The 15515-nt window shown below is 73.5% G+C and carries 10 protein-coding genes; 1 reads left to right on the plus strand and 9 read right to left on the minus strand.

Features of this window, described 5'->3' with window-relative positions; genetic code table 11:
* Positions 1-91: 91 nt before the first annotated feature.
* Complete coding sequence (gene pruA / locus CXR04_RS08635) at positions 92-1723, minus strand: L-glutamate gamma-semialdehyde dehydrogenase (protein ID WP_101421267.1); 1632 nt, start codon at positions 1721-1723, stop codon at positions 92-94.
* A 53-nt stretch (positions 1724-1776) separates the two neighbouring features.
* Positions 1777-2703: a proline dehydrogenase family protein gene (locus CXR04_RS08640; RefSeq protein WP_101421268.1), complete on the minus strand. Its 927-nt coding sequence runs from the start codon at positions 2701-2703 to the stop codon at positions 1777-1779.
* 130 nt (positions 2704-2833) lie between these two features.
* Between CXR04_RS08640 and CXR04_RS08645 the strand changes: the two genes are divergently transcribed.
* Positions 2834-4237 (plus strand): PucR family transcriptional regulator, encoded by a 1404-nt coding sequence (locus CXR04_RS08645; protein ID WP_101421269.1) that lies wholly within the window; start codon positions 2834-2836, stop codon positions 4235-4237.
* A gap of 108 nt (positions 4238-4345) precedes the next feature.
* Here the strand turns inward: CXR04_RS08645 and CXR04_RS08650 are convergent, their stop codons facing one another.
* From CXR04_RS08650 to CXR04_RS08680, 7 genes are all read right to left on the minus strand, one after another.
* Positions 4346-5863: an MFS transporter gene (locus CXR04_RS08650; RefSeq protein WP_101421270.1), complete on the minus strand. Its 1518-nt coding sequence runs from the start codon at positions 5861-5863 to the stop codon at positions 4346-4348.
* 66 nt (positions 5864-5929) lie between these two features.
* A complete protein-coding gene (locus tag CXR04_RS08655) occupies positions 5930-6586 on the minus strand; it encodes a TetR/AcrR family transcriptional regulator (RefSeq protein WP_101421271.1) in 657 nt (218 codons plus the stop codon).
* A gap of 233 nt (positions 6587-6819) precedes the next feature.
* A complete protein-coding gene (gene serA, locus CXR04_RS08660; RefSeq protein WP_101421272.1) occupies positions 6820-8439 on the minus strand; it encodes a phosphoglycerate dehydrogenase in 1620 nt (539 codons plus the stop codon).
* Positions 8440-8654: 215 nt separating this feature from the next.
* Entirely contained in the window at positions 8655-9653 is a 999-nt protein-coding gene (gene ilvC, locus CXR04_RS08665; protein ID WP_101421273.1) for a ketol-acid reductoisomerase, read from the minus strand.
* Positions 9654-9902: 249 nt separating this feature from the next.
* Positions 9903-10427, minus strand: coding sequence for an acetolactate synthase small subunit (ilvN, locus tag CXR04_RS08670; protein WP_027772032.1), 525 nt, complete (start codon positions 10425-10427; stop codon positions 9903-9905).
* Between the two features lie 29 nt (positions 10428-10456).
* Positions 10457-12379 (minus strand): acetolactate synthase large subunit, encoded by a 1923-nt coding sequence (locus CXR04_RS08675; RefSeq protein WP_101421274.1) that lies wholly within the window; start codon positions 12377-12379, stop codon positions 10457-10459.
* A gap of 232 nt (positions 12380-12611) precedes the next feature.
* Positions 12612-15443, minus strand: a complete 2832-nt coding sequence (locus CXR04_RS08680; RefSeq protein ID WP_101421275.1) for a putative bifunctional diguanylate cyclase/phosphodiesterase — start codon at positions 15441-15443, stop codon at positions 12612-12614.
* Positions 15444-15515: the final 72 nt, after the last annotated feature.

A 15515-nucleotide genomic window follows, 5' to 3' on the forward strand; every position in this document is an offset into this window, starting at 1 on the left:
CGGGACCGCGCGCGCGGGACCGCCCCCGGCCGACGGGGGAGGCGACCGGGGGCGGCGTGTGCGGGGACCGCGCGGGGCGGTCCCGGGGGCGTCAGCCCATGTGGGGGTAGCGGTAGTCCGTCGGAGCGTCCATCGTCTCCTTGATCGCGCGTGGCGAGGACCAGCGCAGCAGGTTGAACTTCGAGCCCGCCTTGTCGTTGGTGCCGGAGGCGCGGGCACCGCCGAAGGGCTGCTGGCCGACGATCGAGCCGGTGGGCCGGTCGTTGACGTAGAAGTTGCCGGCCGCGAAGCGCAGCCGCCGGGTCGCCTCGGCGATGACGGCGCGGTCCTGCGCGAGGACGGCGCCGGTCAGGGCGTACGCGGCGACGGACTCCATCTGGTCCAGCATGGCGTCGTAGGTGTCGTCCTCGTACACGTGCACGGCGATGATCGGGCCGAAGTACTCCTGGGTGAAGACCTCGTTCTCCGGGTCCGAGCAGACGATGACCGTGGGGCGGACGAAGTAGCCGACGGTGTCGTCGTACGTGCCGCCCGCGACGATCTCGCACGCCGGGTCGGCCTTGGCCCGGTCGATGGCGGCCTTGTTCTTGGCGAACGCCCGGTCGTCGATGACGGCGCCGACGAAGTTCGCCAGGTCGGTGACGTCGCCCATGGCCAGGCCCTCGGTCTCGGTGACCAGCGACTCCTTCAGCCCGCCGTCCCACAGCGAGCGCGGGACGTACGCGCGGGAGGCGGCCGAGCACTTCTGGCCCTGGTACTCGAAGGCGCCGCGGGTGATGGCGGTCTTCAGCTTCGCCGGGTCCGCGGTCGGGTGGGCGACGATGAAGTCCTTGCCGCCGGTCTCGCCGACGATCCGCGGGTACGCCTTGTAGCCCGGCAGGTTCCTGCCGACCTCGCCCCACAGGTGCTGGAAGGTGCGGGTGGAGCCGGTGAAGTGGATGCCGGCCAGGTCCGGGTGCGGCAGCGCGACCTCGGAGACCTCCTTGCCGTCGCCGGTGAGGAGGTTGATGACGCCGGGCGGCATCCCGGCCTCCTCCAGCAGCCGCATGAGCAGCACCGCGGCGTGCGTCTGGGTCGGCGAGGGCTTCCAGACCACGACGTTGCCCATGAGGGCGGGCGCGGTCGGCAGGTTGCCGGCGATCGCGGTGAAGTTGAAGGGCGTGATCGCGTAGACGAAGCCCTCCAGCGGGCGGTGGTCGAGCCGGTTCCACACCCCGGGCGGCTGGACCGGCGGCTGCTCGTCCATGATCTGGCGGGCGAAGTGGACGTTGAAGCGCCAGAAGTCGACCAGCTCGCAGGGCGCGTCGATCTCCGCCTGCTGCGCGGTCTTCGACTGGCCCAGCATGGTGGACGCGGCGATCGTCTCGCGCCACGGCCCCGCGAGCAGGTCGGCGGCCTTGAGCAGGATCGCGGCACGGTCGTCGAAGGACAGCGCGCGCCAGCCCGGCGCGGCGGCCAGGGCGGCGTCGATCGCGTCCTGCGCGTCGGCGCGGGTGGCGGTGCCGTACGTGCCGAGGACGGCCTTGTGGTTGTGCGGCTGCACGACGTCGACGCGCGCGCCGCCGCCCATGCGGTGTACGCCGCCGATGGTCATCGGCAGCTCCATGGGGCTCTCGGCCAGTTCCTTGAGCCTGGCCTCCAGCCGCGTACGCTCCGGCGTGCCGGGAGCGTAGGTGTGCACCGGCTCGTTGTACGGGGCGGGGACCTGGGTCACAGCGTCCATGGTTGCCGTTCTCCTTCGAGGTGCGGAGTCTTTCGGGGGGCTCGCGGGGGTCGTCAGCGGCGGCCGGCCAGGGCGCGCAGGAAGAAGGCCGTGTTCGCCGGGCGCTCGGCGAGCCTGCGCATGAAGTAGCCGTACCAGTCGGTGCCGTAGGGGGTGTAGACGCGCATCCGGTGGCCCTCGGCCACCAGCCGCTGCTGCTCCTGGGTACGGATGCCGTAGAGCATCTGGAACTCGTACTCGTCGGTCTTGCGGCCGTGCCGGCGGGCCAGCTCCTGGGTGATGGCGATCATCCGGGGGTCGTGGGTGCCGATCATGGGGTAGCCGCGGCCGGTCATGAGGATCTTCAGGCAGCGCACGTACGCCCGGTCCACCTCCGGCTTGTCCTGGAAGGCGACGACGGCGGGCTCCTTGTACGCGCCCTTGACCAGCCGCACCCGGGAGCCCTCGCCGGCGAGGTCGCGGCAGTCCTCCTCGGTGCGGAAGAGGTACGCCTGGAGCACCGCGCCGGTCTGCGGGAAGCGCTCACGCAGGGTGCGCAGGATGGCGAGCGTGGAGTCGACGGTGGCGTGGTCCTCCATGTCGAGGGTGACCGTCGTGCCGGCCGCGGCCGCGGCTTCGACCACCGGAGTGACGTGGGCGAGCGCGAGGTCGTGGCCGCCGGGGAGCGCCTGGCCGAAGGCGGAGAGCTTCACGGACATCTCGGCGCGGGGCCCCAGCCCCTCGTGCTTCAGCGCCTCGGTGAGGCCGAGGTACGCGTCCCGGGCGCGCAGCGCCTCGCGGGGGTCGGTGACGTCCTCGCCGAGGTGGTCGAGGGTGACCTCAAGACCGCGGGCGGACAGGTCGCGGACGGCGGCGACGGCGTCGGCCAGCTCCTCGCCGGCCACGAAGCGCGCGACCACCTGGCGGCTGACCGGCGCGGCCGAGACGACGCGACGGATTCCGTCGCTGCGCGCGGCGGCGAGAAGCACGGGACCCAGCACTGGGCACCTCCACGGTCGGGGCGCAGGTAACACCTCCGTGAAATCTAAGGATCGCTCCGATCCTGGGCCATCGACACCTGTCACGCATCCGAGAGCGCCCTCTCATACAGATGTATGAGAGGCTGCGGTCATGCGCGGCGACTACCAGCAGTTGGTGGACGAGGTCTCGGCGGCGCTCGGCGCCCCCGCCACCCTGGAGGACCGGGACTTCGGGCTGATCGCCTTCGGCGTTCACGACACCGGCGACGGCTCGTCGGGCGGCGTCTCCTCGCTCATGGACCCGGTCCGGACGAAGTCCATCCTGCACCGGCGCTCGACGGCGGCGGTGCGGGCGTGGTTCGAGGCGTACGGGATCACGCGCGCGACCGGGCCGCTGCGGATCCCGCCGGACCCCTCGGCCGGGGTGCTCACCGGGCGGATCTGTCTGCCGGCGCGGCACGACGGGGTGGTGCAGGGGTACGTCTGGCTGCTCGACGACGGGCACCTGGCCGACGTGGAGCTGGGCGGGCCGGGGCGGGCCCAGGATCCGCGGATCGCGCAGGCCATGCGGACGGCGGCGCGGATCGGGGCGCTGCTGGCGGCGGAGACCCGGGCGGGCGCGGCGGCGGGGGCGCTGCTGCACGACGTGCTGGCCGGCCCCGCGGCGGGGCGGGACGCGGCGCTGGCGGAGCTGCGGGATGCGCTGCCGGGCGGCGCGGCGGGGCCCGTGGCGGCGGTGGCGGTGCTGCCCTGGCGCCCGGCGGACCCGGCGGCGCCGGGCCCGGGACTGCCGCGGACGGCGGCGACGACGGTGATGCGGGTGGCCGGCGCGGGCGGGCGCGACGGGGAGGACGCGGGCACTTCGGCCGGCGCGCGGGTACGGACCGGCGCGGGCGGCGGGACGGGCGGCGGGGCGGAACCGGTGCGGGCACTGGCGGCGCTGGTGCTGCTGCCGTCCGCGGGCTCGGTGGAGCCGGCGGTGGCGGCGGCGGAGCGGCTGCTGCACGCGGCGGGCGGCGGGGCTCCGGGCGGGGCCCGGGGCGGTGCACCGGGCGAGGTGCCGGCGGGGGTACGGCGCGGGGCGCAGGGCGGCAGGGCACGTACCCGCGCCGGAGAGCCCGCCACCGGGGCGGGGGCGGCCGCCGTACCGGACGCCGTGGCCGGCGTCGGCGACGGCCGGGCGGACCTCGCCGGGCTGCCCGGCACCTGGCGCGAGGCGCTGGCCGCCGCCCGGGCGGCGCGGGCCGCACCGCGGCTGGGCCCGGTGGCGCGGTGGCCGGAGATCGGCCCGTACCGGCTGCTCACCGACCTGCCCGGCGGCGCCGACCCGGCGGTCGGCCGGCTGCTGGAGCCGGCCCACGCCGCGCTGGCCCGCACGGCCGAGGTCTACCTCGACCACGCGGGCCAGGCCGCCCGCACCGCCGCGGCGCTGGGCATCCACCGCCAGACGCTGTACTACCGGCTGTCCCGCGTCGAGGAGCTGACCGGCCTGGACCTCGCGGCGGGCGAGGACCGCCTGCTCCTCCACATGTCCCTCAAGTCCGCCCGCCTCTGACCGCACCCTGCACACACACGGCATGCCTCCTGCCTCGCTCCCGTCGCAGGCGCGACGGGCCCGGCCCGCCTCGGGAGTGTGGCGGGCCGGGGGTCCGGGGCGCGGGCGTCAGCCCAGGTGCACCGCGGGGGCCGGGGCCGGGGCGCCGGGCTTGGCGGGGGCGGGGCGGGGGGTGTTCATCACCACCGCCACCATCGCCGCGGCCGCGACGAGGATCACCGACGCCACCGTGTACGCCGAGCTGAAGCCCTCGACCAGGCCCGCCTTGACCACGTCCGGCACCGGCCCGCCCGCCGCCCGCCGCTCCGCCGGCGCACCCGTCTGCGGCAGCCGCTCGGCGAGGTAGTCGGCGGTGGTGCTGGTCGCCACGGTGTTGAGGAGGGCCGTGCCGATCGAGCCGCCGATCTGCTGCGCGGTGTTGACCGTCGCGGACGCCACACCGGCCTCCTCCTCGCGCACGCCGTGGGTCGCGTAGTTGATCGCCGGGGCCATCACCATCCCCATCCCGAAGCCGAGGATCAGCTCCGCGGGCAGCACCCCGGCCGCGTACGACGTGTCCACGTCCACCGTCGCCAGCCATCCCGTGCCGGCCGAGGCGAGCAGCAGCCCGGGGGCGATCAGCGCCCGCGGCGGAACCCTGGGCAGCAGCCGGCTGGCGAGCCCCCCGGCCCCCGCCAGCACCCCCGCCGTCAGCGGCAGGAACGCCACCCCGGTCTTCAGGGCGGAGTAGCCCATGACGACCTGCATGTAGTACGTGAGGAAGAGGAACATGGCGAACATCCCCACCGTGGCCAGCGCGATGCCCAGGAACGCGCTCCCCCGGGCCCGGCTGAGCACCACCCGCAGCGGCAGCAGCGGCGCCGCGGCGTTCCGCTCGTACAGCACGAAGCCGGTGAGCAGCGCCACGCCGAGGAAGAGCAGGCCGAGCACGAGCGCCGAGTCCCAGCCCTCGGACTCCGCCTCGCTGCACCCGTAGACGACGGCGACCAGGCCGGTCACCGCGAGCACCGCGCCGGGCACGTCGATCCGCTGCCGCACCTGCGGGCGGGTGTCGGCGGGCAGCACCCACCAGCCGGCCGCCGCCAGCACCGCGATGGGCACGTTCACGTACAGGCACCAGCGCCAGTCCAGATACTCGGTCAGCGCCCCGCCCGCGACCAGGCCGATCGCGCCGCCGCCGGCGGCGATCGCGCCGAAGATGCCGAAGGCGCGGGCGCGCTCGCGCTGCTCGGTGAAGCTCGTGGTGAGCAGCGACAGCGCCGCCGGCGCGAGCAGCGCGGCGAACGCCCCCTGCGCGGCCCGCGCGCCCAGCAGCGCGCCGAAGCCGGGCGCCGCACCGCCGAGGGCGGAGGCGGCGGCGAAGCCGACGAGCCCGGTCAGGAAGGCCCGGCGGCGGCCGGTGTAGTCGGCGATCCGGCCGCCGAGGAGCAGCAGGCCGCCGAAGGCCAGGGTGTACGCGGTGATCACCCATTGCCGGTCGCCGTCGGAGATGTCGAGGTCCGCCTGGGCGGACGGCAGGGCGATGTTCACGACCGTGACATCCAGGACGATCATGAGCTGCGCCAGCCCGATGAAGGCGAGGGCGAGCCAGCGCCGCGATCCGGTCGCCCTTTTTGTAGTGTCCATGCCATTACCTTTCTCGTGCGTGCTCGGGGTCTCGGGTGGCTGGGGGGATTGCGGGCGGTACGGGCGCTAGCGGTCGTTCCCGCCGACGATGCGGTCCGTGGCCCGGATGAACCGGGCGGCGGTGATCGCGGGACCGGGCAGTCCGGTGCCGCGGGCGCGGGCGGCCTCGGGGCGCAGCCCGTCGAGATACAGCTCCAGATGGCGGTGGGCCAGCGCCTCGTCCTCCGGCAGCCCGCCGCCGGGCAGCAGCAGCGTCAGCCGCATGACCATGAACGGCACGTCGCCGAAGACCACGTCGTCGCGGAGCTGGCCGGCCTGCTGCGCCCGCACGATCAGCTCCTGCACCGGGCGCAGCGTCCGCGCGCGCAGCTCCGCCAGCTCCTCGTCGATCCGGATCCGGCCGGAGAGCGCGGGGAGCACGGCGCCGATCCGCAGGTCGAGCGCCGTATGGGCGAACCGGCGCAGCGCCTCGAACGGCTCCTCCCCGCCGGCCAGCGCCTCCTCGGCCGCACCGCGCAGCTCCGCGAGGGTGGCGGCGGCGACGCCGCGGATCAGCGCCTCGCGGCTGCCGAAGTTGCGGTAGAGCGTGGCGATGCCGACGCCGGCCCGGCGCGCGACGTCCTCCAGCGGGGCGTCGGGGCCCTCGCCCACGAAGACCTCGCCGGCCGCCTTCAGGATCAGCTCGCGGTTCCGCCGGGCGTCCGCGCGCATCGGGGTCCGCATGACCACTCCTCAACCGAAGGGAAAATCTCCACTTACCCGCACCGTAGAAGGGAACCGGAGAGATTTCATCCATCTGAGGGGAAGTGAGAGGGCATCGCGCGAAGATCCTCCGCATCGCGCCGGCGGGCCGCCCCGGAGGACCGGAAACCGGGCCAGGACACGCGTACGGGCCCGGGCGGGCGGCATCGCTGCCGCCCGCCCGGGCCCGTACCCCGGGGGTCTCCCCCGGTCCGCTACTCGGTGAGGTTCACCGCGCGCGCCGAGGCCGCGCCGATCTCACCGGCGATCTCCTGCACGACGGCCGGCGGGATCGTGTCGTCCACGGTCAGCGCGACCAGCGCCTCGCCGCCCGCCTTGGCCCGGGACACCTGCATCCCGGCGATGTTGATGCCCGCCTCGCCCAGGATCCGGCCCATGGTGCCGACGACGCCGGGGCGGTCGCCGTAGCTGAAGAACGCCATGTGGTCGGCGAGCGTCAGGTCCACGTCGTGCTCGCCGACGGCGACGACCTTCTGCTGGTGCTTCGGCCCGGAGAGCGTGCCGGAGACCGACACCTCCTCGCCGCTGGCGAGCGTGCCGCGCACCGTCACCACGTTGCGGTGGGCGTTCGACTCGGAGCTGGTGGTCAGCCGCACCTCGACGCCGCGCTCCTGCGCGAACAGCGGGGCGTTCACGTAGCTCACGGTCTCGGCGACGATGTCCTCGAAGACGCCCTTGAGCGCGGACAGCTCCAGCACCTTCACGTCGTGCTGCGTGATCTCACCGCACACCTCCACGTCGAGCCGGACGGCGACCTCGCCGGCCAGCGCCGTGAAGATCCGGCCGAGCTTCTCGGCCAGCGGCAGCCCGGGGCGTACGTCCTCGGCGATGACGCCGCCCTGGACGTTGACCGCGTCCGGCACCAGCTCGCCGGCCAGCGCGAGCCGCACCGAGCGGGCCACGGAGATGCCCGCCTTCTCCTGCGCCTCGCCGGTGGAGGCGCCGAGGTGCGGGGTGGCGACGACGCTGTCGAACTGGAACAGCGGCGAGTCCGTACAGGGCTCGGTGGCGTAGACGTCGAGGCCCGCGCCCGCGACCCGGCCTTCCTTCAGCGCGGCGGTCAGCGCCTCCTCGTCGACGATGCCGCCGCGGGCGGCGTTGACGATCCGGACGGACGGCTTGACCTTCTGCAGCGCCTCGTCGCCGATCAGACCCAGGGTCTCGGGGGTCTTCGGCAGGTGGACGGTGATGAAGTCGGAGGTCTCCAGCAGCTCGTCCAGCGAGACGAGCCTGACGCCCATCTGCGCGGCGCGCGCGGCCTGCACGTACGGGTCGTACGCCACGACGCCCATGCCGAACGCCGCCATGCGCTGCGCGACCAGTACGCCGATGCGGCCGAGGCCCACGACGCCGAGCACCTTCTCGTTCAGCTCGACGCCGGTGTACTTCGAGCGCTTCCACTCGCCGGCCTTCAGCGCGGCGTTGGCCTGCGGGATGTTGCGCGCGCTGGCGATGATCAGGCCGCAGGCCAGCTCGGCGGCGGTGACGATGTTGGAGGTCGGCGCGTTGACGACCATGACGCCGGCCTTGGTGGCGGCGGGTACGTCGACGTTGTCGAGGCCGACGCCGGCGCGGGCGACGACCTTCAGCCGGCGCGCGGCGGCCACGGCCTCCGCGTCGACCTTGGTGGCGCTGCGGATCAGGATCGCGTCCACGTCGGCGATGGCCGCGAGCAGCTCGGCCCGGTCGGCGCCGTTGCAGTGGCGGATGTCGAAGTCGGGACCGAGGGCGTCGACGGTGGCCGGCGAGAGCTCCTCGGCGATCAGTACGGCGGGCTTCCCGGGGGTGGCGCCGGTTGCTGGGGCAGTGCTCACGTGGTCCTCACTGGATTCCTGTGCGGGACGGCCGTCCCGACGGCCGCAGGTGGAGGGATGCAGGCGCCGGTCCGCCGGACAGACGCGTGCTGCCGCGTTTGAAGGACACACGACGCTGTGAGCCTGACGCGCGATGTACCAAGAGTGTAGTGGCGCCGGGCGGTGGCCGGGCGCCGCTGCGCCCCGCCACCGCCCGAACGAGCGACCCGCTCCGCTCAGTCCTTGTCGTCGACCCAGCTCATGAGCTTCCGCAGCTCCTTGCCGGTCGTTTCGATCAGGTGGTCGGCGTCGCGCTTCTTGTACTCGTTGTAGCGCGGCAGACCGTTGTGGTACTCGGCCATCCAGTCCTTGGCGAACGAGCCGTCCTGGATCTCGCCGAGGATCTTCTTCATCTCGGCCTTGGTGTTGTCGTTGATGATCCGCGGGCCGGAGACGTAGTCGCCCCACTCGGCGGTCTCGGAGACCGACCAGCGCATCTTCTCCAGGCCGCCCTCGTACATGAGGTCCACGATGAGCTTCAGCTCGTGCAGGCACTCGAAGTACGCGATCTCCGGCTGGTAGCCCGCCTCGACCAGGGTCTCGAAGCCGGCCTTGACCAGCGCCGAGGTGCCGCCGCACAGCACGGCCTGCTCGCCGAAGAGGTCGGTCTCGGTCTCCTCGGTGAAGGTGGTCTTGATGACGCCGGCGCGGGTGCCGCCGATGGCCTTCGCGTACGACAGGGCCAGCGCGAAGCCGCCGCCGCTGGCGTCCTGCTCGACGGCCGCGATGCACGGCACGCCGCGGCCCTCCTCGAACTGGCGGCGGACCAGGTGGCCCGGGCCCTTCGGGGCGACCATGCAGACGTCGACGTTGGCGGGGGGCTTGACGAAGCCGTAGCGGATGTTGAGGCCGTGGCCGAAGAACAGCGCGTCGCCGTCCTTGAGGTTGTCCTTCACGGACTCCTCGTAGACCTGGCCCTGCACCGGGTCCGGCACCAGCATCATGATCACGTCGGCCTCGGCGGCGGCCTCGGCGGCGGTGACGACCCGCAGGCCCTGCTCCTCGGCCTTCGCCCGGGACTTGGAGCCCTCGTGCAGGCCGACGCGGACGTCCACGCCGGAGTCGCGCAGCGACAGCGCGTGGGCGTGGCCCTGGCTGCCGTAGCCGAGGACCGCGACCTTGCGGCCCTGGATGATGGACAGGTCGGCGTCGTCGTCGTAGAACAGCTCGGCCACGGTTGCGATCTCCTTGAGTCTTGCGGGTGGCCCCACCGTACGTCTGGCGCGGCGGGGGGTCCTGGGGGGTTGTTAACGACGGTTGTCAGGAACGGTGTCGGCACGACCAGGGCGACCGGTGGCTGCGGCCTGGCCGCGGGCGGGCCGGCGGCCGGCCCGCGGCCCCAGGCCGGTCGCGGGACAGGCCGGTGCGGGCACCGCCGGCCGCGGTGCCCGGCCGGCGGCGCCCCGCGGCCCGTGCCGGAGGCGTTACGCGCTTCGGTCGAGAGCGCGGAGGGAACGGTCCGTGATGGAGCGGGCGCCGCGGCCGATGGCGATGGTGCCGGACTGGACCAGCTCCTTGATGCCGTACGGCTCCAGCATCTTCAGCATCGCCTCCAGCTTCTCGCCGCTGCCGGTGGCCTCGATCGTGACCGCCTCCGGGGAGACGTCCACGGTCTTGGCGCGGAAGAGCTGGACGATCTCGACGACCTGGGAGCGGGTCTCGTTGTCGGCGCGCACCTTCACCAGGACGAGTTCGCGCTGCACCGCCGCGCCCGGCTCCAGCTCGACGATCTTCAGCACGTTGACGAGCTTGTTGAGCTGCTTGGTGACCTGCTCCAGGGGCTGGTCCTCGACGTTCACCACGATCGTCATCCGGGAGATGTCCGGGTGCTCGGTGGTGCCGACGGCGAGCGAGTCGATGTTGAAGCCGCGGCGGAAGAACATCGCGGAGATCCTGGCCAGGATGCCCGGCTTGTTCTCCACCAGGACCGACAGCGTGTGCTTGGACATGTCTTCGTCTCTCTCTTCGCTGCCCGGCCTCAGTCGTCTTCGCCGTCGCCGAAGTCCGGGCGGACGTCGCGCGCGGCCATGATCTCGTCGTTGGAGGTGCCGGCCGCGACCATCGGCCAGACCATCGCGTCCTGGTGGACGATGAAGTCCACGACGACGGGGCGGTCGTTGATGGCGTTGGCCTTCTCGATGACCGCGTCGAGCTGCTCGGGGTCCTCGCACCGCAGGCCGACGCAGCCCATGGCCTCGGCGAGCTTGACGAAGTCAGGGCAGCGGGTGCCGGCCGCATGGCGGGCCTGCTCCTCGGCGCCGCCGGCGCCCTCGGCCGCGCCGTTGCCGTTCGGGCCCGACAGCACGGTGTTGGAGTAGCGGCGGTTGTAGAAGAGGGTCTGCCACTGGCGGACCATGCCCAGCGCGCCGTTGTTGATGATCGCGACCTTGATCGGGATGCCGTTCAGCGCGCAGGTGACCAGCTCCTGGTTGGTCATCTGGAAGCAGCCGTCGCCGTCGATGGCCCAGACCGTCGCGTCCGGCGCGCCGGCCTTGGCGCCCATGGCGGCCGGGACGGCGTAGCCCATGGTCCCGGCGCCGCCGGAGTTGAGCCAGGTGCGGGGCTTGTCGTACTCGATGTAGTGGGCTGCCCACATCTGGTGCTGGCCGACGCCCGCGGTGTAGACCGTGTCCTCCGGGGCCAGCTCGCCGATGCGCTGGATCACCTGCTGGGGCGAGAGGGTGCCGTCGGAGGGCAGGTCGTAGCCGAGGGGGTACGTCTCGCGCCAGCGGTCGAGCTGCTGCCACCACTCCGCGTAGCGCTCGGTGCCCGTGCCCTGCCGGTCGCCCTGCTCCTGCTCGCTCTGCACCGCCACGATCAGGTCGGCGATGACCTCGCGGGCGTCGCCGACGATCGGCACGTCCGCCTCGCGGTTCTTGCCGATCTCCGCCGGGTCGATGTCGGCGTGCACGATCTTGGCGTGCGGCGCGAAGGTGTCCAGCCTGCCGGTCACCCGGTCGTCGAACCGGGCCCCGAGCGCCACGATCAGGTCGGCCTTCTGCAGCGAGGTGACGGCGGCCACCGTGCCGTGCATGCCGGGCATGCCCAGGTGCTGCGGGTGGGTGTCGGGGAAGGCGCCGAGGCCCATCAGGGTGGTGACGACCGGGGCGCCGGTCAGCTCCGCGAGCACCTTCAGCTCGGCGGTGGCGCGGGCCTTGAGCACGCCGCCGCCGACGTACAGCACGGGGCGCCGGGCGGCGCCGACGAGCCGGGCGGCCTCGCGGATCTGCTTGGCGTGCGGCTTGGTGACCGGGCGGTAGCCGGGCAGCTCGTGCCGCGGCGGCCAGGAGAAGACGGTGGGCGACTGCAGCGTGTCCTTGGCGATGTCGACCAGCACAGGACCCGGCCGCCCGGTGCCGGCGATGTGGAACGCCTCGGAGATCACCCGCGGGATGTCCGCGGGGTCCGTGACCAGGAAGTTGTGCTTCGTGATCGGCATGGTGATGCCGCAGATGTCCGCCTCCTGGAAGGCGTCCGTGCCGATCGACCTGACCGCCACCTGGCCGGTGATCGCGACCATCGGCACGGAGTCCATGTGCGCGTCGGCGATCGGCGTGACGAGGTTGGTCGCGCCCGGTCCCGAGGTGGCCATGCAGACGCCCACCTTGCCGGTGGCCTGCGCGTACCCGGTGGCGGCGTGCCCCGCGCCCTGCTCGTGGCGGACGAGGACGTGCCGGACCTTCGTGGAGTCCATCATCGGGTCGTACGCGGGGAGGATGGCCCCGCCCGGAATGCCGAACACCGTGTCCACGCCTACGGCCTCAAGCGCGAGGATGAGGGACTGCGCGCCCGTCACGGTCTTGTCCGCCGGTGTGTGCCCCGGAACGCGGGACTGTCCCCCGCTGCGGGCCCGCGGCGGCTGCGGGTGGGGCTCACTCCGCGGGGGAGCCTGCTCGGTCATCGGTTTCTCTTCTCGTCTTCGATTGGTGCGAGGGTTGGGGGTGGAGCAGCGGGTTCGAGCAACAAAAAACCCCTCGTGCCGGATGGCAAGCGAGGGGAGCGCGTCGGCGCGGTCCGGGAGTCGGGATCCGCTTCAGCCGACGCGCTGTCCAAGTACGAGAATTCGGGTGCGCATGGACCCGACCTTGCCCCCGGCGCGCCGGGGGTGTCAAGTTCGTGGAACCCGGGTCTCACTATGTGAGCGCAATGGCCGAAGCGTCCTCTTCCGGCAGCGCGAACGCTCCCAGGGCCAGCGCGTCCCGTACCCGCTCCTCCTCCAGTGGTTCGCAGTAGGCCATGCCCTGCGCGTGCCGGCAGCCCAGCGCGCGCAGCACCTCGGCCTGCTCGGGCAGGTCGACTCCCTCGGCCGTCGAGTCCAGGCCCAGCTCGCCGGCGATGCCGATCATCCCCGCCGCGATGGCGCGCAGCCGGGGCGACTCGGCCAGGCCGTCGACCAGGCCCCGGTCCAGCTTGAGCACGTCCACCGGCAGCCGGCGCAGCGCGGCGATGGCGGCGTGGCCGCTGCCGAAGCCGTCGAGCGCGATGCGCACGCCGAGGCGGCGCAGCGCCACCAGGCGCCGCTCCAGCTCGTCCATGCCGACCCGGGTGTCGCTGTCGGCGACCTCGACGGTCAGCGCGCCGGGCGGCAGCCCGTGCCGCACCAGCAGGGCCTCCACCAGTTGCGGTGACATGCTCCGGTCGGTGAGCCGGGCGGCGGACATCCGTACGGTCACGGGGATGCCCATGCCCGCCTCGTACCTCTCGGCGGCCTGCTCGACCGTCGCCTCCAGCAACCAGCGCGCCAGCTCCGCGGTACGGGCCCGGTCCTGCCCGCTGCCGCGCCCGCCGGTGTCCGGCGGGCCCTGCATGAACTCGGCCGGCGTGTGCACGATGCCCTGCGCCGAGCGCCAGCGCGGCTGCGCCGACAGCGCCGCCAGCCGCCCGCTCGACAGCTCCACCACCGGCTGGTGGACGAGCGTGAACTGCCCGTCGTCCAGCGCGGAGCGCAGCCGGTTCGCCATCTCTATCCGGCGTACCACCTCGGCCTGCATCTGCGGTGCGTACAGCTCGACGCGCGCCTTGCCCGCCTGCTTGGCGCGGTACATCGCCAGGTCGGCGTTGCGCATCAGCTCCGCGGGCGTGCTGCCGGGCTCGGCGAAGGCCACGCCGATGCTGGCCGCGACCCGCACCTCGACGCCGCCCGCGGTGTACGGCTCGGAGAGCCGCACCCGCAGCCGGTCGGCGACCTCGCGGGTGCGCCGCTCGCGCCCGGCGCCGTCCGACCGGTTCTCACCCGCCGCGCCGCCGACGAGCAGCACCGCGAACTCGTCACCGCCCAGCCGGGCCGCGGAGTCCCCGGAGCGGATCGACTCCTGCAGCCGGCGGCCGGCCTGGATGAGCAGCTCGTCGCCGGCGGCGTGGCCCACGGTGTCGTTGACCGCCTTGAAGCCGTCGAGGTCGATGAAGAGCACGGCCGCGTTCGCGTCCCCGGCCCGCCGGCCGCCGAGGGCATGGCCGACGCGCTCGGTGAACAGCGCCCGGTTCGGCAGGTCGGTGAGCGCGTCGTGGGAGGCGCTGTGCTGCAACTGCGCCTGGAGCCGGACGCGCTCGGTGACGTCCCGGGAGTTGAAGATCAGGCCGTTGTGGTGCCGGTTGACCGTCGACTCGACGTTCAGCCAGCCGTCCTCGCCGTAGCCGCCCTCGCCGCCGGCCCGGCCGCCGCGGCGGCCCCGGCCGGCCCGGAAGCGGCACTCGATGCGGATCGAGCGCGCGCCGCCGGGTGGCGCCGACAGGAACCGGCGCACCTCGTGCAGCACCCGGCCCAGGTCGTCGGGGTGGATGAGCCCGGCCAGCTCGCAGCCGACCAGCTCCTCCGGGTCCGTGCCGTAGACCCCCTGGGCGGCCGGGCTGACGTAGCGCAGCACGCCGGACGGCGCCGCGATCATGATGACGTCGCTCGAACCCTGCACGAGCGAGCGGAAGTGGTTCTCCTTCTGGGCCAGCTCCTGGGTGAGGCTGATGTTGTCCAGCAGCATGATCGCCTGGCGGACGACCAGCGCCAGCACGACCGTGCAGGCGGTCATCAGCACCACGCGGTCGACGCTGCGGCCGTCCAGCAGGTTGTACAGGATCCCCAGCGTGCAGACCCCGGCCGCGAGATACGGCGCGAGCGCGCCGATGTGGCCGGCGATGGGGCGGCCGCGCTCCTTCTGGCCGCGCTCCTCTGCCTCCTCCGCCTCCTCGGCCCTGCCGACCCAGGGGGCGTACGCGAGGAGCACCGAGCCGGCGAACCAGCCGGCGTCCAGCAACTGCCCCGAGCGGTACTGCTCCTGGAGCAGCGGCGAGGTGAACAGCGCGTCGCACAGCACCGTGAGCACCAGCGCGCCGATCGCCGTGTTGATCGCGGAGCGGCCGGCCGCGGTGCGCCGGAAGTGCAGCGCCAGCACCATGCTCACCAGCACGATGTCCAGCAGCGGGTACGCGAGCGAGAGCGCGACCCGCGGCACCGACTCGTCGTCCCCCGCGGCGTGCGCCAGGGCGAGCGTCCAGGAGATGGTGAGCAGGGAGCCGCCGATGAGCCAGGTGTCCAGGCCCAGGCAGATCCAGCCCGCTCTGCTCACCGGCCGCCGGGCGAGCACCAGCAGGCCGATGACCGCCGGCGGCGCGAAGAGCAGGAAGAAGAAGTCCGCCACGGACGCCTCGGGCAGCGGGCGCTGGAGCACGACCTCGTACCAGCCCCAGATGCCGTTGCCGATACCCGCCATGGCGGACGAGACACCGAACATGAGCCAGGCCGGCCGAAAGCGGCCCTGGCGGATACGCGCGTAGTGGAGACACGAGAAGGCGGCCGCGAACGCCGCCGCGCTCAGCCCGAAGTCCCCCATGATCAGGGCGACTCGGGAAGAGCCCCAGCCCAGAGCGGCACCGGTGGCATACCCCGCGCAGAGCACCGCGAGGACCAACTGGGGTACGACCCCCGCGGGCAACGGCGGCCTGGGCACCACCGCCCCGATCGACGCGGTCACCGCGCCCCCCGGCTGCCGGGAGCCGGCTCCGTCCGCGGCCGCGCCGCGACGCCGGCTCTCAAGGCCGGGAGG

This window comes from Streptomyces sp. CMB-StM0423 (assembly GCF_002847285.1).
Taxonomy (GTDB): domain Bacteria; phylum Actinomycetota; class Actinomycetes; order Streptomycetales; family Streptomycetaceae; genus Streptomyces.

Coding starts and splice junctions, on each gene's coding strand:
- pruA (WP_101421267.1), bottom strand. CDS start 1,723: ATGGACGCTGTGACCCAGGTCCCCGCCCCGTACAACGAGCCGGTGCAC.
- CXR04_RS08645 (WP_101421269.1), top strand. CDS start 2,834: ATGCGCGGCGACTACCAGCAGTTGGTGGACGAGGTCTCGGCGGCGCTC.
- CXR04_RS08650 (WP_101421270.1), bottom strand. CDS start 5,863: ATGGACACTACAAAAAGGGCGACCGGATCGCGGCGCTGGCTCGCCCTC.
- CXR04_RS08655 (WP_101421271.1), bottom strand. CDS start 6,586: ATGCGGACCCCGATGCGCGCGGACGCCCGGCGGAACCGCGAGCTGATC.
- ilvN (WP_027772032.1), bottom strand. CDS start 10,427: ATGTCCAAGCACACGCTGTCGGTCCTGGTGGAGAACAAGCCGGGCATC.
- CXR04_RS08675 (WP_101421274.1), bottom strand. CDS start 12,379: ATGACCGAGCAGGCTCCCCCGCGGAGTGAGCCCCACCCGCAGCCGCCG.